Annotated in this window: 18 protein-coding genes; 9 read left to right on the top strand and 9 right to left on the bottom strand. The window is 70.9% G+C overall.

Annotated elements, in window-relative coordinates; genetic code table 11:
- The first annotated feature begins 116 nt into the window (after nt 1–116).
- Complete coding sequence (locus ACIRON_RS00620) at nt 117–1,703, top strand: calcium-binding protein (protein WP_402987555.1); 1,587 nt, start codon at nt 117–119, stop codon at nt 1,701–1,703.
- 74 nt (nt 1,704–1,777) lie between these two features.
- Here the strand turns inward: ACIRON_RS00620 and ACIRON_RS00615 are convergent, their stop codons facing one another.
- From ACIRON_RS00615 to ACIRON_RS00595, 5 genes are all read right to left on the bottom strand, one after another.
- Nucleotides 1,778–3,430 (bottom strand): ABC transporter permease, encoded by a 1,653-nt coding sequence (locus ACIRON_RS00615; RefSeq protein ID WP_402987552.1) that lies wholly within the window; start codon nt 3,428–3,430, stop codon nt 1,778–1,780.
- A complete protein-coding gene (locus ACIRON_RS00610; RefSeq protein ID WP_402987549.1) occupies nt 3,427–4,377 on the bottom strand; it encodes an ATP-binding cassette domain-containing protein in 951 nt (316 codons plus the stop codon). The genes ACIRON_RS00615 and ACIRON_RS00610 overlap by 4 nt, the downstream gene beginning before the upstream one ends.
- Before the next feature lie 57 nt (nt 4,378–4,434).
- Entirely contained in the window at nt 4,435–5,106 is a 672-nt protein-coding gene (locus ACIRON_RS00605; protein ID WP_402987546.1) for a TetR family transcriptional regulator, read from the bottom strand.
- Nucleotides 5,107–5,153: 47 nt separating this feature from the next.
- Entirely contained in the window at nt 5,154–6,056 is a 903-nt protein-coding gene (locus tag ACIRON_RS00600) for a hypothetical protein (RefSeq protein ID WP_402987543.1), read from the bottom strand.
- Between the two features lie 101 nt (nt 6,057–6,157).
- Nucleotides 6,158–7,696 (bottom strand): carboxyl transferase domain-containing protein, encoded by a 1,539-nt coding sequence (locus ACIRON_RS00595; RefSeq protein WP_402987541.1) that lies wholly within the window; start codon nt 7,694–7,696, stop codon nt 6,158–6,160.
- A gap of 119 nt (nt 7,697–7,815) precedes the next feature.
- Here ACIRON_RS00595 and ACIRON_RS00590 point away from each other — a divergent pair, with 119 nt between their 5' ends.
- From ACIRON_RS00590 to nagB, 6 genes are all read left to right on the top strand, one after another.
- A complete protein-coding gene (locus tag ACIRON_RS00590; RefSeq protein ID WP_402987539.1) occupies nt 7,816–8,943 on the top strand; it encodes an LLM class flavin-dependent oxidoreductase in 1,128 nt (375 codons plus the stop codon).
- Between the two features lie 363 nt (nt 8,944–9,306).
- Complete coding sequence (locus tag ACIRON_RS00585) at nt 9,307–9,762, top strand: HNH endonuclease (RefSeq protein WP_256328540.1); 456 nt, start codon at nt 9,307–9,309, stop codon at nt 9,760–9,762.
- Between the two features lie 106 nt (nt 9,763–9,868).
- Nucleotides 9,869–10,987: an ROK family protein gene (locus tag ACIRON_RS00580; protein ID WP_402987536.1), complete on the top strand. Its 1,119-nt coding sequence runs from the start codon at nt 9,869–9,871 to the stop codon at nt 10,985–10,987.
- On the top strand, nt 10,987–12,438 hold the full coding sequence (locus ACIRON_RS00575) for a glycoside hydrolase family 3 protein (protein WP_402987533.1): 1,452 nt from the start codon (nt 10,987–10,989) through the stop codon (nt 12,436–12,438). Before ACIRON_RS00580 ends, ACIRON_RS00575 begins: the two co-directional genes overlap by 1 nt.
- Nucleotides 12,435–13,352, top strand: coding sequence for an ROK family protein (locus ACIRON_RS00570; protein ID WP_402987530.1), 918 nt, complete (start codon nt 12,435–12,437; stop codon nt 13,350–13,352). The genes ACIRON_RS00575 and ACIRON_RS00570 overlap by 4 nt, the downstream gene beginning before the upstream one ends.
- A 1-nt stretch (nt 13,353) precedes the next feature.
- A complete protein-coding gene (nagB, locus tag ACIRON_RS00565; RefSeq protein ID WP_402987527.1) occupies nt 13,354–14,151 on the top strand; it encodes a glucosamine-6-phosphate deaminase in 798 nt (265 codons plus the stop codon).
- Here nagB and galT read toward each other — a convergent pair.
- Nucleotides 14,148–15,227, bottom strand: coding sequence for a galactose-1-phosphate uridylyltransferase (gene galT / locus ACIRON_RS00560; protein WP_402987525.1), 1,080 nt, complete (start codon nt 15,225–15,227; stop codon nt 14,148–14,150). The genes nagB and galT overlap by 4 nt on opposite strands.
- A gap of 106 nt (nt 15,228–15,333) precedes the next feature.
- Here galT and ACIRON_RS00555 point away from each other — a divergent pair, with 106 nt between their 5' ends.
- On the top strand, nt 15,334–15,642 hold the full coding sequence (locus tag ACIRON_RS00555) for a hypothetical protein (protein ID WP_402987523.1): 309 nt from the start codon (nt 15,334–15,336) through the stop codon (nt 15,640–15,642).
- 4 nt (nt 15,643–15,646) lie between these two features.
- The gene (locus ACIRON_RS00550; protein WP_402987520.1) at nt 15,647–16,402 is read left to right on the top strand and encodes a hypothetical protein; all 756 of its coding nucleotides are present in this window, start codon (nt 15,647–15,649) and stop codon (nt 16,400–16,402) included.
- Here the strand turns inward: ACIRON_RS00550 and ACIRON_RS00545 are convergent, their stop codons facing one another.
- Genes ACIRON_RS00545 through ACIRON_RS00535 form a run of 3 tightly spaced genes read right to left on the bottom strand, consistent with a single transcriptional unit; the run spans nt 16,403 to nt 20,137 of the window.
- A complete protein-coding gene (locus ACIRON_RS00545) occupies nt 16,403–17,971 on the bottom strand; it encodes a protein kinase (protein WP_402987517.1) in 1,569 nt (522 codons plus the stop codon).
- On the bottom strand, nt 17,968–19,317 hold the full coding sequence (locus tag ACIRON_RS00540; protein WP_402987514.1) for an FHA domain-containing protein: 1,350 nt from the start codon (nt 19,315–19,317) through the stop codon (nt 17,968–17,970). Before ACIRON_RS00540 ends, ACIRON_RS00545 begins: the two co-directional genes overlap by 4 nt.
- On the bottom strand, nt 19,310–20,137 hold the full coding sequence (locus ACIRON_RS00535; RefSeq protein ID WP_091045392.1) for a PP2C family serine/threonine-protein phosphatase: 828 nt from the start codon (nt 20,135–20,137) through the stop codon (nt 19,310–19,312). Before ACIRON_RS00535 ends, ACIRON_RS00540 begins: the two co-directional genes overlap by 8 nt.
- Nucleotides 20,138–20,235: the final 98 nt, after the last annotated feature.

Raw genomic sequence — 20,235 nt, 5'->3', positions numbered from 1 at the left:
TCCCGCGTTCGACATTCGACCCACAGATCCGCTATTCGCTACCGGCCGGGGTATCGAATCTGGGAGGATCCTCCGGCCCGTGCTGACACGGGCCTGAAGATCTTCTGGAGGCAGGAATGGTGCTCCTGACGGGGCGCACGCTGCTTGCCGGGATCGTCGCGATGGCCGCCTCGGCGACCGTACTCGTGACGAGTCCCGCGAGCGCGGCGACAACATCGACCGGCGTACGTTGCACGATCGTCGGTACGTCCGGTGGTGACGTCCTACGGGGCACGTCCCGCCGTGACGTCATCTGCGGCCGCGGCGGCAGCGACATCATCTACGCCAAGGGTGGCGACGACCTGGTCGACGCCGGTTCGGGCGGTGACCACGTCTACGCCAGCTACGGTGCCGACCGGGTGCTCGGCGGGAGTGGCGAGGACTGGATCCACGGTGGTGGCGGCAAGGACAGCCTCAACGGAGGCACCGGGCAGGACAACATCTGGGGCGAGGACGGCGGCGACGTCATCTCCGGTGGCGACCACTTCGACGTGATCTCCGGCGGTGCAGGTGCGGACCGCATCTATGGTGGCGCCGGCGGCGACAGCATCAACGGCGGGACGAGTGGGGACGCCATCTCCGGAGGCTCGGGAGCCGACTCGGTCAGCGGAGGCGATGGCAACGACTCGATCTCCGGTGGGGACGGCAACGACCGGCTGGCCGGCAACGCCGGCGATGACCAGCTCCATGGCAACAACAACCTGGACACCGTCAGCGGTGGCTCCGGCCAGGACCGGCTCTGGGGCGACAGTGGCGCCGACACCCTCAACGGTGGCGATGGCAACGACAAGCTGTCCGGCGGGACCGGGCTGGACGAGGTCCACGGCAACGCCGGTACCAACACCTGCTACTACGACGTCTACGACTACCTCTATGGATGTTTCCGCGACACGAAGGCGCCGGTGATCGTCGAGGCCTCCCTGTCCCCGACTGCGGTCAACTCGGACTCCGGCGACACGAAGGTCCGGGTCCGCATCCACGTCAAGGACGACCTTCGCGTCTCCCGGGTCCAGGGATGGGTCTCCGGCCTCGCCGACGACAACCCGGCGCAGCTCTACACGAACTTCATACCCATGGTCTCCGGGGGCGTGCGGGACGGCTGGTGGCAGGGATACGTCACGGTGCCCAGGTGGACGCCCGGAGGCAAGCTCTCGCTGGAGGCGATTGCGACGGACACCTCTGGGCGTACGACCGACAAGTTCGACGTGGCCTCGGTGCAGGTGACCAGCACCAACCCAGACACGGCGCCGCCGGTGGTGAAGCTCAAGAGCCTGAGCACGACGTCCGTCGACGTACGTACCGGTGCGAAGACCATCAAGGCGGTGTTGACCTTGACAGACCGTATCGGCGTGACCAAGATGAACGGGTTGAAGTCGCTTAGCGTGTGCTTCGGTCGCACGATGGACGGCGACTTCATCTGTGGAGCCGACCCGGTGCGTACGGCCGGCACCATCTACTCCGGTGAGTGGACTGTGAGTCTGACGGTCCCGAAGGGGACCCCGACCGGCGTCTATGACCTCCAGATCACTGCAGATGACCGAATCTTGGTCTCTGAGGACTACTACGGCCCGCATCTGTACCAGGAGTGGGTCGACACCTATCCGAGCTCGGTTCAGCCCGAGCAGGAGCTGTCGAACGCGACCTTCAAGGTCACCGGCTCCTGACCCTGCCGAGACGTCAGCAACGCCGGTCGAGTGGGCACCAAGATGCCCACTCGACCGGCGTACGTGACGTCTCTTCAGCCGTGGATGTCGCGGCGGCGGAAGCCGACGAGGGCGGTCAGGAAGAGGGCGACCGCGACGCCGAGGAGGCCGAGGGTGTGGCTGGCGGGCATGGTGTCGACCAGGGTGTTCTCGACCCACCAGTACGGCGAGAGGCCGCGGAGCCAGTCGGGGAGGCCGAGCATGTCGGCGAAGATGAGGACCACGAACATCCAGCCGAAGAGGGCCCAGGCGACGCCCGAGGCGCGGGGGAGCCAGGCGTACACGGCGAGCGTGAAGCCGAGGAGCACGAGCACCGCGGGCACGTAGGCGAGGGCCAGGCCGGTGAAGTCGGCGAAGCTGATCGAGTCGAGGCCGGCGACGTACGCACCTAGGGCCATCGCCCAGATCCCGGTGAACAGCACGACCAGCGACCCGAGGGTCGCGATCAGCGTGCCCGAGAGCAGCCAGCGCAACCGGGCGACGGGCTTGGCGAGCACCAGGGCGGCCCGGGTCGCGTCCTCCTCCGCCTTGGCCCGGAGGGTCATGATGATGCCGAACGCCGCGGCCCCGAAGGCCGAGTAGGCGCCGATGAAGGCGGCGAACGTCCGCACGAGCTCCTCGCCGGAACCCTTGAGCAGATCCTCGTAGAGCGGGTTGTCGCCCATCGCCTCGACCATGTTCGGCACCTCGTTGAGGATCGTGCCGGTGGCGAACCACATGGCCGCCAGACCGAGAGTGGTCCACATCAGGCCGGTCCGCTGGCGCACCCAGGCCAGGGCCACCGGGCCGGAAAGCATCGGCGAGGCGTCGGCCCGACCGCGGCGTACCTGCACCATCCCTGCTCCGAAGTCGCGGTGCGAGCCGAGGACGGCGGCGACCACCAGGAGCACGAACGCCACGACCACCGCGATGCCGAGCGGCCAGATCCGGGTGTCGACGAAGACGCGCGTCTGGTGCACCCAGGCGATCGGGGAGAGCCAGGAGAGCGGGCTGCCCAGCGGCTCCTGGATGTCGCCGATGACGCGGGCGACGTAGGTGACGCCGAGTACGCCGAAGGCCATGCCCAGCGCCCCGCCGCTGCTCTCGGAGAGCTGCGAGGTCACCAGTGCGACCGCGCCGTAGACCAGCGCCGCGAGCGCGATCCCGAAGCACATCACCGCCGAGTCGACCGGGTCGAGCCCGACCCCGACGAGCGCCAGCGTGCTGGCGGTCGCGACGAGCACGTTGGTCAGGAAGACCTCGACGATGACCGCGATCGACGGCGCGTGCCGCCCGAGGACGCCGGCTCGCATCAGCTCGGAGCGGCCCGACTCCTCCTCGGCGCGGGTGTGGCGTACGACCTGCAGGATCGTCATCACCGCGAGCGCGATCGTCACCCAGAGGATGAGCTCGTTGGCCGCCGCGGCGCCGGTCGTGTAGTTGTCGAGGCCGTAACCGGGCCCGGCCATCGCGATCATCGCCGGGCTGCCCAGGGTGACCGCCCGGGCGGCCCGCGCCCCCGGGTCGTCGTCGAGCACCGAGTATTCGCCGCCCGGCGCCAGCGAGGCGAGGTAGAGCAGCGCGATCAGGGCGGTCCAGACCACGATCCGGATCCGGTCTCGCCGGAGCATGAACCAGATCAGGTGGCCGGTGCCGGTGAAGTCCGCGAGGGCCGTACGCCGCGGGGCCACCGCGGCGACGGCGCTCATGATGCCTCCCGCTCGGAGTCGGCGGTCTCGATGACGTCGCCGTAGTGGCGCATGAAGAGCTCCTCGAGCGAGGGTGGCGTGACGGTCAGGCCACGTACGTCCAGGTTGGTCAGGGTCTTCATGACCTCGCCCACCGCGTGGTTGTCGACGTCGAAGGCGACCCGGGTGCCGGCGCCGTTCTGGCTGGTCTCGAGGTCGTTGACGGCCTGCATCCTGCTCAGCGGGGAGGGGTCACCGCCGACGGTCGCGACGACCGAGGACCGGGTCAGGTGGCGCAGCTCGTCGAGCGTGCCGGACTCGACGGCGACCCCGGCACGGATGATCGTGACGGTGTCGCAGACCTTCTCGACCTCGCTGAGGATGTGGCTGGAGAGCAGCACCGACGAGCCCGCCTCCTTGGCCTCCCGGGCGTACTCGGTGAAGACGGCCTCCATCAACGGGTCCAGGCCCGAGGTCGGCTCGTCGAAGATGTAGAGGTCGGACTGGTCGAGCAGCGCGGCGACCAGGGCGACCTTCTGCCGGTTGCCCTTGGAGTAGGTGCGCGCCTTCTTGGTCGGATCGAGGTCGAACCGCTCCAGCAGCTCGGCCTTCCGCGCCTTGCGCTTCGCCTTGTCGCCGCCCGGCTTGAGCCGGGTGAGGTAGTCGATGCACTCGCCACCCGAGAGGTTCGGCCACAGGTTGACGTCGCCGGGGACGTACGAGATCCGCTTGTGCAGCTCGACCGCGTCACGCCAGACGTCACCGCCGAAGAGGCGGGCGGTGCCGGCGTCGGAGCGCAGCAGCCCGAGCAGGATCTTGATGGTGGTGGACTTGCCGGCGCCGTTGGGGCCGAGGAAGCCGGTCACCTGGCCGTGCTGGACGGTGAGGTCGAGGCCGTCGAGGGCCTTGAAGGAACCGAAGGACTTGTGCAGACCCGCGATCTCGACCGCGAGGGTGTTGTCGGACATGGGAACTCTCTTCCGCGTTGGGAGGGTAGGTGGACGTACGGCCGACAGGGCGGGGCATCACTCAGATGCGGGCTCCGTCGTGGCGTCCTGTGGCGGGTCCGGGACGTAGAGCAGGTATTCGTCGAGCATCCGACGCGTGGTGAAGATGCCCTGGGTGTAGAGCTCGACCATCGGGAGGTAGCTCGTGGTCAGGAAGCCGCGCACGATGCCGCTGATGTCGCTGGGGTCCTCGGCCGGGTTGAGGGTGAGCTCGAGCATGAGCGAGCCGAGGGCGGAGAGGACCAGGTAGCGAGCCCTGGCCGTCTCGTCGAGGCTCGGCTTGATCAGCCCGGCCTCGACGCCGTGCTTGGTGTAGCCGACCGCGTCCTCGATCATCTGCTCGATGAAGGTGCGGCCGACCGGTCCGCCGTCCTGCAGCGAGCGGAGGACGTAGCCGAGCATCGGCGCGTACTCGTCCGCGGCGGCGAACCTGTGCAGGATGCCCTGTCCGGAGGCCAGCTCGTCGATGGTGTCGTTCTTCGTCGCCCGGATCTCGGCGAGTATCTGCTCGTCGCACTCGGCGTGGAGCTCGTCCTTGGAGCCGAAGTGGTGGATCACCAGCGCCGGGCTGACCCCGGCGTCGGTGGCGATCGAACGGACCGAGGCACCGAAGCCGTCGCGCGCGAACCGCAGCACGGCGGCGTCGCGGATCCGGTCACGGGTGGTCGGGTCGGCAGGGGCTGAACGCATGTTTAATGCTAAACACGTGTTCAGCCCCTGCGCAAGGGGTTAGTCGATCAGTTCCTGGTCCAGCTGAAGTCGACCGCGATCGGGAAGTGGTCGGAGAGCATCAGGCCGGAGCCGTCCTCGCGGAAGTCGGCGTCCAGGTTGCGGTAGGAGGTCGCGCTCAGGTCGACCCCGCTGCCGTCGCGGTAGAGCACCTTGTCGACGACCTCGCACGCCACGCCCGGGTTCACCTCCGGGCACCCCAGGGCTGGGCTGCCGCGGTCGGGCTCGTCACCACTGCGTACGAGCTCCACCCAGGCGTCGGTCAGGCCGTTGGTGGCGGCGAAGTCGGAGATCCGGTCGCCCTCGCGGGTGTAGCGCGTGTTGGTGTCGCCCATGACGAGGACCGCGTTGCCGGCGGAGTGCTCGGAGATGTACGCCGTGAGCTGCTCGAGGTTGCCGCGGCGAGCGGCCTCGTCCAGGCTGTCGTCGCCGGCGTCGGCATGCAGGTTGTAGACGTCGATCCAGGTGTCCGGGGCGATCTGCGCGCGGTGGAAGGTGAACCCCTTCGGGGTCAGGCAGTCGGCCTGGTTGATCCAGCAGTCGTCCCAGGTGACGCGGTCGAGCGCCTCGTACGGCTGGTGGTGCAGGCTGTTCAGCCCGCTCCCGAACGGCACTCCGCCCGAGGTCGGGGTGCGGTGGGCGTGCACGTCGGTCGCGTAGAGGTAGGCGTGGTAGTTGAAGTCCTCCTGGACGTTGACGATGTCGAACTCGTCGATCCGCCGGCCGATCTCGTTGGTGGCGGACTTTCGGGGCGTGGGAGCGCTGGAGATGACTTCGGGCAGGCCGGCGATGTTGTACGTCAGCGCACTGAAGCTGCCCTCGATCGCCTGCGCCGGGGCGCCGATGAGGGGAAGGGCCGCGGCGAGCGAGGTCGTGGCGGCGAGGGCGAGGAGACGCTTGATCTGAGGCACGAGAAACTCCGATCGAGTGTGGGGGTTGACGGGCTCGCGAGGAGCCCACCCCATCGTGGCGGAGTTCGTGGTGCGTGTCCGAAGATCTCCTGCGTACGTCCTCAGCCCGCGTAGCGAGCGGCCCGCGCCGTCGGCTCGCCCGGCCCCGCTGCGAGCAACGCGAGCAGCTCCTCCTCCAGGGCGGCTCCGACCCGGCGGCAGAACTCCACCGGCTCGTCGGCGGCGTCGGGGGACTCCGCGACGATCCGGTCGACCACGCCGATCTGCTGGAGATCGACGGCGAGGACCCGCTGCGCCTCGGCCATCTCGGCGGCGTGGTCGGAGTCGCCGTGCACGATCGCGCTGGCGCCCTCCGGCGGTAGCGGGGAGAGCCAGGCGTGCTGCGCGGCGACCACCCTGTCGGCGGGGAGGAACGCGAGCGCGCCGCCACCGTTGCCCTCGCCGAGCATCAGGCTGAGCGTCGGGGTCTCGACGTTGACGAGGGTTCCCAACGTACGCGCGATCTCGCCCGCGATGCCGCCGTTCTCCGCCTCCGCCGACAGCGCCGCGCCGGGGGTATCGATGACGGTGACGACGGGGAGTCCGAGGCCGGCGGCGAGCTTCATCCCGCGCTGTGCCTCGCGCAGCCCTTCCGGTCCGAGCGGCTGATGAGCCTGCTCGCGCCGGTCCTGGGCCAGTACCAGGCACGGCGCCGACCCGAACCGCGCCAGCGCGATGATCAGCCCCGGGTCCCGCTCGCCCTGCCCGGTGCCGTTGAGGGGTACGACGTCCGAGGCCGCGATCCGGAGCAGCGCCCGCGCCCCCGGCCGGTCGGCACGCCGGGACCGCGTGATCGCGTCCCAGGTGTCGATCGCCGAGAAGCCACCCCCGTCGGCCGAGGCGTCGCTCGCGTCGGTCGAGACGTCACTGGCTGCCACCTCGGCCGACGTACGTGACGCCTCGGCCGACGTAGCTGACGCTTCGGCGGGGCGGCGGAGGTCGAGGATGGTGAGCACTCGGTCGACGAGCCCGGCGAGCTCGTCGGGAGGTACGACGCCGTCGACGAGGCCGTGGGCGAAGAGGTTCTCCGAGACCTGGACGCCGGAGGGGAAGGGGCGGCCGTTGAGCACCTCGTAGACCTTCGGACCGAGGAACCCCAGGAGCGCCCCGGGCTCGGCGACGGTGACGTGTCCCAGGGAGCCCCACGAGGCCATCACGCCGCCGGTGGTGGGGTGGCGCAGGTAGACGAGGTAGGGGAGTCCGGCGGTCTTGTGACGCGTGACCGCCTCGGCGATCCGCACCATCTGCACGAACGCCGGCGTTCCCTCCTGCATTCGGGTCCCGCCCGAGGCCGGGCCGGCCAGCAGTGGCAGCCCCTCGCGGGTCGCCCGCTCCACGGCCGCGATCAGCCGCTCGGCCGACGCGCGCCCGATCGACCCGGCCAGGAACCGGAACTCGGAGAGCACCACGGCCACCCGCCGCCCGGCGATCCGGGCCTCGCCGGTGACGACCGACTCATCGGTCCCCGCCCGCTCCCGGGCGCGCACCAGGTCGGCGGCGTACGCCTCGGGGAGCTCGCCGTGGACGGGCGGGGTGTCCCACGACGTCCAGGTGCCGGGGTCGAGGACGAGGTCGATCAGCTCAGCGGAGGTCAGGCCCATGCCCGGGACCATACCCCGAGTTGGCTCATTGGCTGAGCCTCTGTCCATCCATGGACACGGCGGGCATAGTCGATAAAGATGATTAACATTGACTAGAAAACCTCATGAAGGAGTCCGGAATGAACGCCCCACACGCCCCCGAGTTCCTCTGGTACCTGCCCAACTTCGTCGAGACCGGCCACCGCGGCGACACCGCCTCGACGGAGGAGGGGTACGGCACCCTCGACTACCAGGTCGGCCTCGCGGAGGCGGTCGAGAACGCCGGCTGGACCGGCGCCCTGCTCGGCACCAGCTGGGGGAGGCCCGACACCTTCACGGTCGCGACCGCACTGGCCGCGCGCACGACCACCTTCGAGCCGCTCGTCGCGATCCGCCCGGGCTACTGGCGCCCGGCCAACTTCGCCACCTCCGCCGCCACCCTCGACCAGCTCAGCCGGGGCAGGGTGCGGGTCAACATCGTCTCCGGTCAGGACGACCTGGCCGCCTACGGCGACCGCGAGGACTCGCGGGCCGCCCGCTACGCGCGGACCAAGGAGTTCATGCGGCTGGTGCGGCGGCTGTGGACCGAGGAGGACGTCACCTTCGACGGCGACCACTTCCAGGTCACCGGCTCCACCATCACCCCGCGGCCGTATGCCACCGACGACCGGCCGCATCCCCGGCTCTACTTCGGCGGCGCCTCGCCGGAGGCCGAGGCGGTGGCCGCGACCGAGGCGGACGTACAGCTCTTCTGGGGTGAGCCGCTGGACGGCATCGCCGAGCGGGTCGAGCGCCTGCGTGGGCTGGAGGGATCGCTGGGTCGTGACCTGGAGCCGCTCGAGTTCGGGCTCAGGATCACCACGCTGATCCGCGACACCCGCGAGGAGGCCTGGCGAGACGCGGAGGAGAAGGTGCGCCGGATGGCCGACAACGTCGGCGACCGCGAGTTCCGCCGCACCGGCCGGGCGGCGGTCGGGCAGGGCCGGCTCCTCGACCTCGCCGACCGTGGCGACGTGCTCGACGACTGCCTCTACACCGCCCCGGGACGCTATGGCGGTGGCGGCGCCGGAACCACCTGGCTGGTCGGCGACGCGGACGACGTCGCCGCCGCGCTGAGCCGCTACCAGGAGCTCGGCGTGACCCACTTCGTCCTCTCGGACACGCCCTACCGGACCGAGGTCGCCCGGGTCGGCGACGCGCTGATCCCGAGGCTGCGCGACGCGGGCCGGGTCGCGCTAACGGGGCCAAATGGCGTACGTCGGGCGTAGTTAACCGGAAAGACACGGTCCTGACCTGGGAAAACCATTGGTAGGTGGAGGGTGTTCGCTCTATTCTGGTAGCACCCGGTCTCACCACCGGGCGAAATTCACCTGACCTGTTGAAGGGCATACGCATGAGCACGCAGCACTCGACCACCGCCCCGGCGGCGTGGTCGCTGACCGCTGCGCACGAGCGCGACCCTCATGCCCGCGGGAGCCGACAGTGACCTGGGTGCATAGCTGCACCGGATCACTCCGGGCCGCTCCTGCGAGACATGTCTGTCTCGTCGGGGCGGCCCTTTTGTTTCTGTCCAGTGTTCCTGTCCGATCTGCACGCGATCTCTATCCGACTCTCCTGGGAGGTAACCGAAGATGACCACGACCGTGGGTGCCGTGACCCTGTACAACGCCTCCTTCGAGCCGCTCGGGAGGGTCTCGTTCAAGCATGCCGTGCGGATGCTCTTCCGCGAGGTGGCGGTGGTTCACGAGCAACAGGGCGACAAGATGATCGGGCCACATCCATGGCCCAAGGCGGTGCGACTGGTCCGCTACATCGCCATGCATTGGATGTACCGGCCGGCCGGCTACTCCCGCGAGGGAGTGCTCAGGCGCGACCAGCATCGTTGTGCCTACTGTGGCGGCCACGCCCGCACCATCGACCACCTGCTGCCACAGTCACGCGGCGGCAGATGGACCTGGCTGAATACCGTGGCGGCGTGCGGCAAGTGCAACGGGCGCAAGGGCAACCGCACGCCCGAGGAGGCCCACATGGCTCTCCGCATCGAGCCGTACGTCCCGACCCGGGCCCAGCTCGCCGCCATCCTCTGACTCCCGCCGTCAGAAGTCGGTGCTTCGGCGCCAGAAACCGACTTCTCGGCGGGAATTCAGGTTCTCGACTTGACGAGGCATTAATAAGTACGATGGACTTACAAACATGTCCAAGGCGAGGCGTCGTACGTTGCGGCCGATCGGTAAGTTGCTGCAGGAGGATGCTCGGCGGCATCACCGATCCCTGGTGCTCCAGCACCTCTTCGCGGTGGGTCCGGCGAGCCGCGCCGACCTGGCTCGGGCCTCCGGTCTGACCCGCGCGACGGTCTCCGATCTGGTGGGCAGCCTGCTCGAGGACGGGCTCGTCGAGGAGCTCGGAGCGCCGGTGGAGAGCCGGGTCGGGAAGCCGCCGATGCTGGTCGGGCTGGCTGCCGACGCCACGCACATCGTGACCATCGACGTCTCCGGTGACGACCAGGTCGCCGGAGCCGTGCTCAACCTGACCGGCGATGTCGTCCACCGCACCGCCAGGTGCCGGGAGGGCCGCACCGGAAGCGAGGCCGTACGTCTCGTGAAGGACCTGGTCACCGAGCTGATCGCGAGCACCGACCGGCCGATCCTCGGCGTCGGGATCGGCAGTCCCGGTGTCGTCGCGGCCGACGGCACCGTGGTCGCCGCGCCCAACCTGGGCTGGACCGATGTCGCCCTGGCCGATCAGGTGCGCCGCGAGAGCGGCCGACCGACGTACGTCGCCAACGACGCCAACACCGCGGTGCTGGGGGAGTACACCTTCGGCCAGTCCGGCGACGGCGGCCTGATGCTGATCCGGGTCGGGACCGGTGTCGGTGCGGGGCTCGTGCTCGAGGGAGCGCTGCTCCACGGGTTCGTCGACGCGGCGGGTGAGGTCGGGCACGTGACCGTCGACCCCGAGGGGCCCCTGTGCGCGTGCGGACGCAAGGGCTGCCTGGAGACCTTCCTCGCGGTGCCGCGCCTGCGGGAACGCCTCGAGACAGCCCACGACGATGCGCTCGTGGAAGCCGGCGAACATCTTGGAAAGGCATTGGCCCCTGTGGTCGGAACCCTGAATCTTCACGAGCTGGTCCTCTCCGGGCCGGCCGACCTCCTCGACGGCCCGCTGCGCGAGACCGCCGACCGGATCATCCGCGAGCGGACGATGCCGGTCAGCGGCGAGCCGCTGGAGTTCCGTACCTCGACGCTCGGCGAGGACGTCGTCATCGTCGGCGCCGCGGTGCTCGTCCTCGCCGGTGAGCTGGGGGTGTCGTGATGCCGTCCCCGACCACCGTCGAGACCCTGGCGCTGCGCGTCCAGGTCTCCGCCTTCGCCGGCCCCACCCTGCCGCCCGGCTATGCCGAGCTGCTCCGCGAGGGCCTCGGCGGGATCTGCCTCTTCGGCCCCAACACCGAGGCCGGTGAGCATTCCGTACGCCGCCTGGCGGCCGAGATCCGGTCGGCATCCGCCGAGGGCGGCTGGGCTCCGGTGATCACCATCGACGAAGAGGGCGGGGACGTCACCCGGCTGGAGGCGCTCACCGGATCCTCGGTGCTCGGCGCCGCCGCCCTGGGCGCGGCCGACGACCTGGCGCTGACCGAGGAGACCGGCCGGGCGATCGGGCTGCGGCTGGCCCGAGCCGGCATCAACCTCAACCTGGCACCCGTCGCGGACGTCAACTCCAACCCCGACAACCCGGTGATCGCGACCCGGTCCTTCTCCCGCGACGCCGGCGTGGCCGCCAAGCACGTGGCCGCGTGGGTGAAGGGCCTGGAGTCGGCCGGGGTCGCCGCCTGCGTCAAGCACTTCCCCGGTCACGGCGACACCGGACAGGACAGCCACGTCTCCCTCCCGGTCCTCGACGCATCCCTGGAGACCCTTCGCGACCGCGAGCTGGTTCCCTTCCTGGCAGCCGCCGAGGCCGGAGTCGCCTCGGTGATGACCTCCCACATCATGGTTCCGGCGCTGGATCCCGAGCTCCCCGGCACGCTCTCGGCGCCGGTGCTGGGGCTGCTGCGCGAGCTGGGCTACGAAGGGCCGATCGTCTCCGACGCCCTTGACATGGCGGGTGCCTCGGCGATCCGGGGGATCCCTGCGGCCGCGGTGCTCTCGCTCGCGGCCGGCGCGGACCTGCTGATCCTCGGACCCGACAAGCCGACCTCGCTGGTCCGGGACACGGCTGCCGCGATCGTGGCCGCGGTCGAGTCCGGTGAGCTGCCGCTCGAGCGGCTCCAGGACGCGGTCGCGCGCACCGACAAGCTGCTCGCCGACTTCGCCGGGGCGCAGCAGCGGCCGGAGGCCGCGCTCGACCCCCGGTTCGAGGAGCGCTCCCTCGAGGGCGCTCGCCGGGCGCTCGCGACGGCCAGCGACGACCTCAGCGAGATCCCGCACCTCGCCGGAGCCCAGGTCGTGACCGTCGACACCGAGGCCAACATCGCCGTGGGCGACGTGCCCTGGGGGCTGCCACCGGACATCGTCGTCCGCCCCGGTGACCCGCTCCCGGATCTCCCCGACGCACCCCTCATCGTGCAGGTACGTGACGCGCACCGCCGTCCCGAGGTGGGCCGGACGGTCGCCGAGCTCCCGGGCGCCGTGGTGCTGGTGGAGTGGGGGTGGCCCGGGACGTACGACGGGCCGAGGTTGCCACGACTGTGCCCGCAGGGTTTCTCCCTGCCGGGCGTGGCCGCCGTCACCGAGGTGCTGAGACGATCGGGATGGGGCAGATGAACGGCGCACGGGTAGGCCTCGACATCGGCGGCACCAAGATCCACGGCATCGCGATCGGCCCGGACGGGGCGGTGCTGGCCGAGGACCGTGCCGCCACCACCCCCGGCGGCGAGGGCGTCGTGAAGAGCGCGGCCGCGGTCGTCGCGAGCCTGCGGGACGCGCTCGACGGCGGCGAGATCCGCTCGATCGGGGTCGGCATCCCCGGCATCGTCGACACCCGCGCCGGCACCGTGAAGCATGCGGTCAACCTGGGCCTGGACGGCGACGCCTTCCCGCTCGCGGAACTGCTCGGCGCACGCACGGGAGCGGTCGTCACCCTCGAGAACGACACCAACGCGGCCACCCTCGGCGCGCACGCCGTCGAGGACGTCGACGACCTGGTCTACCTCTCGCTCGGCACCGGCCTGGCCGCCGGTCTCTACCTCAGCGGCGCGCTCCGCCGAGGCTTCCACGGCGCCGCCGGGGAGGTCGGGCACCTCCCGGTCGACCCGGAGGGTCCGGTCTGCGGCTGCGGACAGCGCGGCTGCCTCGAGCTGGTCGCCTCCGGTGCCGCGCTCGCCGCCGCCTGGCCGACGGCGACCGGCCACCCGGCCGCGGCGCTCTTCGCCGCAGCTGCCTCGGGTGACCCGGCGGCTGTCATCGTGCGGGACCGCTTCGCCGACGGCGTCGCCGCGGCCGTACGCTCGCTCGCTCTCGCCGTCGACCCTGAACGCGTCGTCATCGGCGGGGGTGTCGCGGCGGTCGGGGAGCCGCTGCGGGAGGCGATCGCCCTCGCGCTGGTCAGGCAGACCGAGACCTCGCCGTTCCTCGCATCCCTCGAGCTCGCCTCGCGCCTGCGGGTGGTCTCCGCCGCCCCGGTCGCAGCCATCGGCGCCGCCCTGATCACCCCAGTGAACGATCCGACGAAGGACTGACATGGAAGTAGTTGTCCTCGAGACCCCCGCAGAGGTGGCATCCCTCGCCGCGGACACGATCGAAGACGTCGTACGCCGCCGGGCGGCCGCAGGCACCCCCGCGGTGCTCGGCCTGGCCACCGGCTCGACGCCGCTGGCGACGTACGAGGAGCTCATCCGGCGCGCCCGGGACGGTCGCGGGCCGTCTTATGAGGGTGTGGAGACGTTCAACCTGGACGAGTACGTCGGCCTCCCCGACGGGCACGAGCAGTCCTATCTGGCGACCATCCGCCGCGAGTTCACCGACGCGATCGGCCTCCCGCCCGAGCGGGTCCACGGACCCGACCCGACCGAGGAGACCCTGCCGAGCGCCGGCGAGCGCTACGAGGCGGCGATCGTCGCCGCGGGCGGGATCGAGGTGCAGATCCTCGGCATCGGCTCCGACGGCCACCTGGCCTTTAACGAGCCCGGCTCGTCGCTGGCCTCGCTGACCCGGATCAAGACGCTCACGGCTAGGACCCGCACGGACAACGCCCGTTTCTTCGGCTCACCCGACGCGGTGCCGCACCACGTACTCACCCAGGGGCTCGGCACCATCACCCGCGCCGGACACCTGCTTCTCCTCGCCACCGGGGAGGGCAAGGCCGACGCGATCGCCGCCGCGGTCGAGGGCCCGGTCTCGGCGACCTGCCCCGCCTCCGTCCTCCAGCTCCACGGCCACGTCTCGGTCCTCCTGGACGAGGCTGCGGCCTCCCGCCTCGTACGCCGCGACTACTACCGTGAGGTCTACGCCGGGAAGCCGGACTGGCAGGGGCTCTAGAGAGCTTCGCGGAGGCGCTCGGCGGCGGTCTCCGGCGGGATGTCGTTGACCCAGAGCGCGACGCCGGACTCGATGCCGGCCAGGTACTTCAGCCGTCCCGGAGCCCGCCGGATGGTGAAGATCTCGGCGGCCAGGTGCCAGGTCTCCTCGCGGCCGGTCGGGGCCTGCTGCCAGCCGGCGATGTAGGGCACCGGACCGGCGTCGTCGAGGCCGTCCATCCGGCGCAGGCACTCCTGGTAGAGCGCGGCGAGGTCGTCCATCTCCGCAGGCGTCAGCCCCGGCAGCGAACCCACGTGGCGCCGCGGCACGACGCGGATCTCGTAGGGCCAGCGACCGGCGTAGGGCACGTACGCCACGAACGTCCCGTTCTCGGCCACGATCCGCGACCCGTCGGCGATCTCGTCGGCGAGCACCGCGCACTGCAGGCACTCGCCGGTCGCCTCCCGGTGGGCGTCCGCGGCGTTCACGAGCGACTCGATCCGCGGCGGCAGCACCGGCATCGCGTAGATCTGCCCGTGCGGGTGCTGCAGCGTCACCCCGATCTCCTCGCCGCGGTTCTCGAAGCAGAAGACGTACGCCACCTCCGGCATCGCCGTCAGCTGCTCGGTGCGGTGCGCGAGCGCCGCGAGCACCGTCCGTACCCGCTCGGGCGGAAGGTCGACGAAGCTCTGCTCGTGGTCGCTGGTGAAGCAGACCACCTCGCACCGGCCCCGCCCCGGCTGGGAGACGAACGGCTCCCCGGTCGCCTCGCCGACAGCGACCGTCGACAGCGCCGGGAACCGGTTCTCGAAGGCCACCACGTCGTAGCTCTCGGCCGGGATCTCGGTCAGTCTCCCGTCGACCGACGGGCACAGCGGGCACTCGTCCGAGGGCGGCTTGAACGTACGCGTCTGCCGGTGCCCCGCCACCGCCGTCCAGGTCGCGGTCAGCCGGTCCCAGCGCAGCTGCGACCCGCCCGCCCGCGGCTCCAGCGGCCGCTCGTCGTGCACCGACCGCAGCGTGGGCTGCTCGTCGAAGAACCAGATCTCGCGTCCGTCCGCCAGCTTCGCTGAGGTGGCCACAGGGGTGTTCGGCATGCGCCGATTATCACCTGCGCAGCCGCGGCGGCGACGACCGGATGCGGTGATCCGGCGATCTGAGTTCCCGTTGCAACACTACATAGATCTAGGTAGTGTTGCAGCCATGAAGGAGATGCGCGTGCCGATGACGGCTGCCTCCCGAATGGGGGTGTCGGCGCTGGCTGCCAAGAGCTCCGAGGGTCGGATCATCTTGACGAGCCACGGCCGGGCAGTGGCCGTGATCGGGTCGGCGGAGCATCTCGACGACGACCTCCGCGCGCTGCGGGAGGCGACGGCTCGAGTGCTCGACGCGGCAGCCGACATCGTCTCCGCGCGTGGCGCGATGCTGTCTCTCGAGGAGACCTGTGAGCGGCTCGGTGTCGATGTGAATCGCGTCCGCGAGCGGGCCTCAGCGCACCGCGACGTCGCCTAGGCCCGTGCGAGGAGGCGAGAGGTTTCCGGACGACCAGGCGTACGTCGAGTTCAATGATGCGTTCGTCGAGTCGCTCGAGCCGCTGACGATCGCGCAGCGCGAGTCTCTCCTGGCCGATGTCGTCGCACTGTGCCGCAACCCGTCCGGTGCACACCCGCTCAGCAACCGGGGTGGGCAGAAGCTCGCGGGGTGGAACACCCTCGACGTACTCCAGAAGGAGTACCGGGTCGTCTTCGCCAGCCGGGTCGACGTCGTCGACGGGGTTCCGGTCGGGATGATCGAGGTGCTGGTCGCGGGGCCACGCAGGGCGGAAGCGGCCTACGACATGGCGGCCGCGCTCGTTCGCAGCGGGCGGATCGACCCGGACCTGATGACCGAGGTGTGGGAGGTGCTCGCCCTGGTCGAAGTGGTCGCGGAGGAGGTCGGCCTCGACGGCTGGGACTACCGCCCCGAGCCTGCGCCTCCGGGCATGGTCAAGGCTGCCGTCGTCGCCGGGATCCTCGACGAGGTGACGGCGGCGAACCTGTCGAAGGACGAGCTCGAGGCCGCGATGACCCACGGCTGGGACGCGGACGGCGCTCCCGATCCGGTCGCTGCCCTCGCCGCGGCGATGAGACGTGCTCGCGCGGGCGCCGAGCCGTTGGACCTGACCCGAATCATGTCCGGGCGTCGCGAACCACGCTGCGGCGCCATCCTCAAACGTGCGAAGCGTCCCTGTATCCGGCGCGAAGGGCATCCCGGGCCGCACCGGTCCAGCTAGCTACTTGCTGACGCAGGCCTGGGCGGCGCCCTGGGAGACGTTGCCGTTCTCGCCGAGGGAGCGGACCTGGATGCAGACCTTGGTCGCCCCTTCGAGGCGTACGACCGCCTTGGGCTGGCTCACGTTGCCGCTGGTGGAGTTGTCGCCGACCCACTTGTAGCCGGTCGCTCCGGAGACGCCGGACCAGGTGAAGACGGCGCGGTTGCCCTTGAGCGTGCCCTTGACCTTGCCCGGGGCGGCGGGGCCGGTGACACCGGGGAGGTCGGTCTCGACGGGCGGGGGCGGGACCTCGTCGGGCTTCTCGTCCTCGCCGCCGCGGGAGAGCACGATGCCGATGACGGCGGCGATGAGGAAGAGGACGACGACGCCGATGATCGCCGGGGTCTTGCTGCGGCTCTCCGACGGGCGCGCGCCGGTGAGGACGGACGGGCCCTCCTCGGTCCGCGGGTAGCTGAACCGGGTGCGGTCGCCGGAGGGCGAGCCTGCGTCCGCCATCGGAGCCGAGGCCAGCGAGGCCGGGGGCTGGGTGATCGGCGCCTGCGCGATGACCTGGGACGGCGGCTTGAGCTCGGTCGCCTTCTCCATCTCCGGGTCGCTGGGCGGGGAGGGGAGCCGCGCGCGGCCCGATCCCGTCGTGGGTCCTTCGCCCCTCGCGGCCGGAATGTCGGGAACGACCGGGATCGACCCGCTGCCGCCGGCGTCGCGGTCGAGGACCTGCACCTCGGTGCGGCCCAGCCGCAGCTCCTGCTCGATCCGCTGGAAGTGGCGGGCCAGATCGAGGGCCGTCCGCGGCCGGTAGGTCGGGTCCTTCGCCATCGCCTGCTGGAGCACGCGGTCGAGCGAGGGCGGTACGTCGGGGCGCCCGGTCGCCGGGGGAGCCGTGTGCAGGATGCGGGAGAAGACGGCGCGGTCGGAGTTGTTGCCCCGCTCCGCGAACGGCGAGCGCCCGACGAGGAGGTGCCAGACGGTCGCGGCCAGGGAGTAGACATCGGAGGCCACCGAGCCGTTGGACGCCGAGGTGAGGACCTCGGGCGGCGACCACGGCAGCGAGACGCCGATGTCGCCTTCGTCGTCACGCGGGCGGCCGGCGATGCCGAAGTCGGCCAGGCCGGGTACGTCGTAGCGGGAGAGCAGGATGTTGGACGGCTTGATGTCGCGGTGGATGATCCCGGCGCGGTGCGCGGTCTCGACGGCCGAGGCCATCTGGATCCCGAAGCGCAGCGCATCCTGCACCTTCATCGGGTTGTTGCGTACGCGAGCACCGAGGTCGTTGTTGGGGTAGTAGCCCATCACCAGGTACGGCCGGCCGTCCGGCGTCTCACCGGCGCTGTGCACAGGGACGATGAACGGGTGCTCGGCCAGCTCGGCCATCACCGCCGCCTCGGCGGCGAACTGCGCCCGCTGCGCCTCGGCGAGATCGGAGGAGCGCATCAGCTTCACCGCGACCCGGACCTTCGGGTGGTGGCGCTCGTAGAGATAGACGTCGGCGAACCCGCCGGAGCCGAGCCTGCTCAGGCAGGTCATCCCGGGCAGCTCGGGGCCGAGCTCCGGAGGTGGCGTCTGATTCACCCGAGAACCTCGTAGGTCAGGTTGATGGAACCGGCCAGGCTCACCACCGCGCCGGGCTCCAGTGCGTACTCCTCCATCGGCCGCATCTGCTGCGGCCGCCCGCCGGGCAGGGTCAGGTAGGACCCGTTGGCGGAGCCGAGGTCGCGTACGAGCACCTGCCACTCCTCCAGTCGGACCTCGGTGTGCAGCCGGCTGATGTCGGGCAGCATCACCTTCACCAGATGCGGAGGTACGCCACCGGCCCCCGTGTTGCCGTTGGCATCAGCGCGCGGCGACCGCCCGAAGACGGCACCGCGGTCCAGGATGACGACCCGGCCGTCGCCCAGCTTGAGCTGGCCCAGCGCGGGGCGCGGGACCGAGACCGGCTGCTGGTGCGGCGGCAGCGCCATCCGGCAGATGCGGCAGGTCGGGGAGTAGGGCGGCGAGGCGTGGCCCTGCGGGCAGTAGACCGCCCACACCGTCGGCCCGCCCGCCGGCGGCACCGGGGTCGGGGTCGGGACGTCGCGGACCCGCGTCGACATGTCGTTGGACGGAGCCGGCGGCGCCGGCGCGGGCATCGGCGGGGGAGGCGCGGAGGGCCGTGGAGCTGGCGGCGTCGCGGGCGGGGGTGAGGGCTGCCGGTCCGGCGGACCCCACGCGTTCGGGTCGGGCTTCTTGGCACCCTTCTTGCGCCACGGCAGCCCGTCGATGATGCCCTTCTTGGCCTCGGGCGCGGGCTGGGAGGGTGCCACCGGTGGCGGCGGGACGGGCGAGGGCGGAGGGCTCTGGAAGGACGAGACGCCCGGCATCCCCGGAGGAGGCGCGGACGGTGGCATCGCGGGCGGCGGAGCGGCGGCCAGGTCCGAGCGCCGGATGGTGTGGTCCAACGGCATCATGGTCGACTCGACGTGCACCTGAGCCGAGAAGTCGGGGTCGAAGACGACGTCCAGCGAGCGCGCGTGGGCGGTGTCGACCAGCGGCTGGTCCTCCTCCATCCCGCCCCAGGCCCCGTTGGCCAGCTCGGCCCGTTCGGGGACGGCGGCGAAGTGACCGTCGGCCCACTTGCCGGAGACGTCGATGCCGTCGATGAAGACCGGCACCTCGTTGACGACGGCGGTCACCTTGGCGGGGGAGCGCACGGCGTACCGCACCCGTGGGCCCTCGCGTCCGATCAGCGCGAAGCCGGGGGCTCGCGGCCCGTCCGCGGAGAGCAGTCCGGCGATCGCGTCGACAGGGTGGGGGTCGGCCAGCGCGGCCTGGACACCACCGACCCGCGGGTCACCGGGCCCGAGCTGCACCAGCGCCCAGCACCGGTCGCCCTTCAACGCGAGCCAGTGCCCGGCACAGTAGGTAGCGGTATCACTCATGGGACGACGAGACGTCCCCTGCGGATCGTGCGGAGCCTGATGTCGAGACGTCAGTCTCCGCGGGCGCGGCGAAGAGCGAGGGAGGGGGTGTCACGAGTACCACAGTGACATTGTCGCGCCCGCCCGATGCAACCGCGGCGTCCACCAGCCTCTGGGCGAGGTTGTCGATGCTTCCGCCCACCCCGAGCGTCTTGGACGCGATCTCATGGATCTCGTGGTCCTCGAGCTCGCCGGTGAGACCGTCGGAGCAGAGCAGGAACAGGTCCTCGGGCGACACGGCCATCAGCCAGGTGTCCGCCTCGGGGGACGGGTAGGTGCCGAGCGACCGGGTGATGACGTTGCGCAGCGGGTGGACGCGAGCCTCGGCGGCGGTGATCATCCCCGCCTCGACCATGACGGCGACCTCGGAATGATCGACGGTCACCTGCGTCACGCCGGCCGGGGAGAGCCGGTAGACACGCGAGTCGCCGACGTTGAACACCAGCCAGTGGGGAGCGCCCCCGGACTCGACCAGCGCCACGCCGGTCAGGGTCGTACCCATGCCCTGCTTCTCGGAGTTGCGCGCCGCCTCCGAGGTGATCGCGGAGTTGGCGGCGTGGACGGCGTCCTGGATGTCCTCGGGAACCGGGCAGATGGTCGCGAAGCGGCTCTGGAAGGTCTCCACCGCGAGGGCGCTGGCGACATCGCCGCTGGCATGACCGCCCATCCCGTCGGCGACGACAGCCACCGCGGGCAGCATGACGAACGAGTCCTCGTTCACTTCGCGGACCCGGCCGACATCAGTCGCCCCCGCGGCACGCAGGGCTGGGTAAGCGGTCATGCTGTTCCTTTGAGGTGCCAGATCGGGACGTCCCGGTCAGGATGCGAAATAGTGGTGCTGGAAGCGGACACTTTAGAACATCACGTACGGTATCGGTG

This window comes from Nocardioides sp. NPDC101246 (genome assembly GCF_044767415.1).
GTDB lineage: Bacteria > Actinomycetota > Actinomycetes > Propionibacteriales > Nocardioidaceae > Nocardioides.
This window is presented reverse-complemented; position numbering and strand designations above follow the sequence as displayed.

What these genes read in the sequence shown, in the direction of transcription:
- ACIRON_RS00620 (WP_402987555.1), top strand. Translation starts at nt 117, where the DNA reads ATGGTGCTCCTGACGGGGCGCACGCTGCTTGCCGGGATCGTCGCGATG.
- ACIRON_RS00615 (WP_402987552.1), bottom strand. Translation starts at nt 3,430, where the DNA reads ATGAGCGCCGTCGCCGCGGTGGCCCCGCGGCGTACGGCCCTCGCGGAC.
- ACIRON_RS00610 (WP_402987549.1), bottom strand. Translation starts at nt 4,377, where the DNA reads ATGTCCGACAACACCCTCGCGGTCGAGATCGCGGGTCTGCACAAGTCC.
- ACIRON_RS00605 (WP_402987546.1), bottom strand. Translation starts at nt 5,106, where the DNA reads ATGCGTTCAGCCCCTGCCGACCCGACCACCCGTGACCGGATCCGCGAC.
- ACIRON_RS00595 (WP_402987541.1), bottom strand. Translation starts at nt 7,696, where the DNA reads ATGGGCCTGACCTCCGCTGAGCTGATCGACCTCGTCCTCGACCCCGGC.
- ACIRON_RS00590 (WP_402987539.1), top strand. Translation starts at nt 7,816, where the DNA reads ATGAACGCCCCACACGCCCCCGAGTTCCTCTGGTACCTGCCCAACTTC.
- ACIRON_RS00585 (WP_256328540.1), top strand. Translation starts at nt 9,307, where the DNA reads ATGACCACGACCGTGGGTGCCGTGACCCTGTACAACGCCTCCTTCGAG.
- ACIRON_RS00580 (WP_402987536.1), top strand. Translation starts at nt 9,869, where the DNA reads ATGTCCAAGGCGAGGCGTCGTACGTTGCGGCCGATCGGTAAGTTGCTG.
- ACIRON_RS00575 (WP_402987533.1), top strand. Translation starts at nt 10,987, where the DNA reads ATGCCGTCCCCGACCACCGTCGAGACCCTGGCGCTGCGCGTCCAGGTC.
- ACIRON_RS00570 (WP_402987530.1), top strand. Translation starts at nt 12,435, where the DNA reads ATGAACGGCGCACGGGTAGGCCTCGACATCGGCGGCACCAAGATCCAC.
- nagB (WP_402987527.1), top strand. Translation starts at nt 13,354, where the DNA reads ATGGAAGTAGTTGTCCTCGAGACCCCCGCAGAGGTGGCATCCCTCGCC.
- galT (WP_402987525.1), bottom strand. Translation starts at nt 15,227, where the DNA reads ATGCCGAACACCCCTGTGGCCACCTCAGCGAAGCTGGCGGACGGACGC.
- ACIRON_RS00555 (WP_402987523.1), top strand. Translation starts at nt 15,334, where the DNA reads ATGAAGGAGATGCGCGTGCCGATGACGGCTGCCTCCCGAATGGGGGTG.
- ACIRON_RS00540 (WP_402987514.1), bottom strand. Translation starts at nt 19,317, where the DNA reads ATGAGTGATACCGCTACCTACTGTGCCGGGCACTGGCTCGCGTTGAAG.
- ACIRON_RS00535 (WP_091045392.1), bottom strand. Translation starts at nt 20,137, where the DNA reads ATGACCGCTTACCCAGCCCTGCGTGCCGCGGGGGCGACTGATGTCGGC.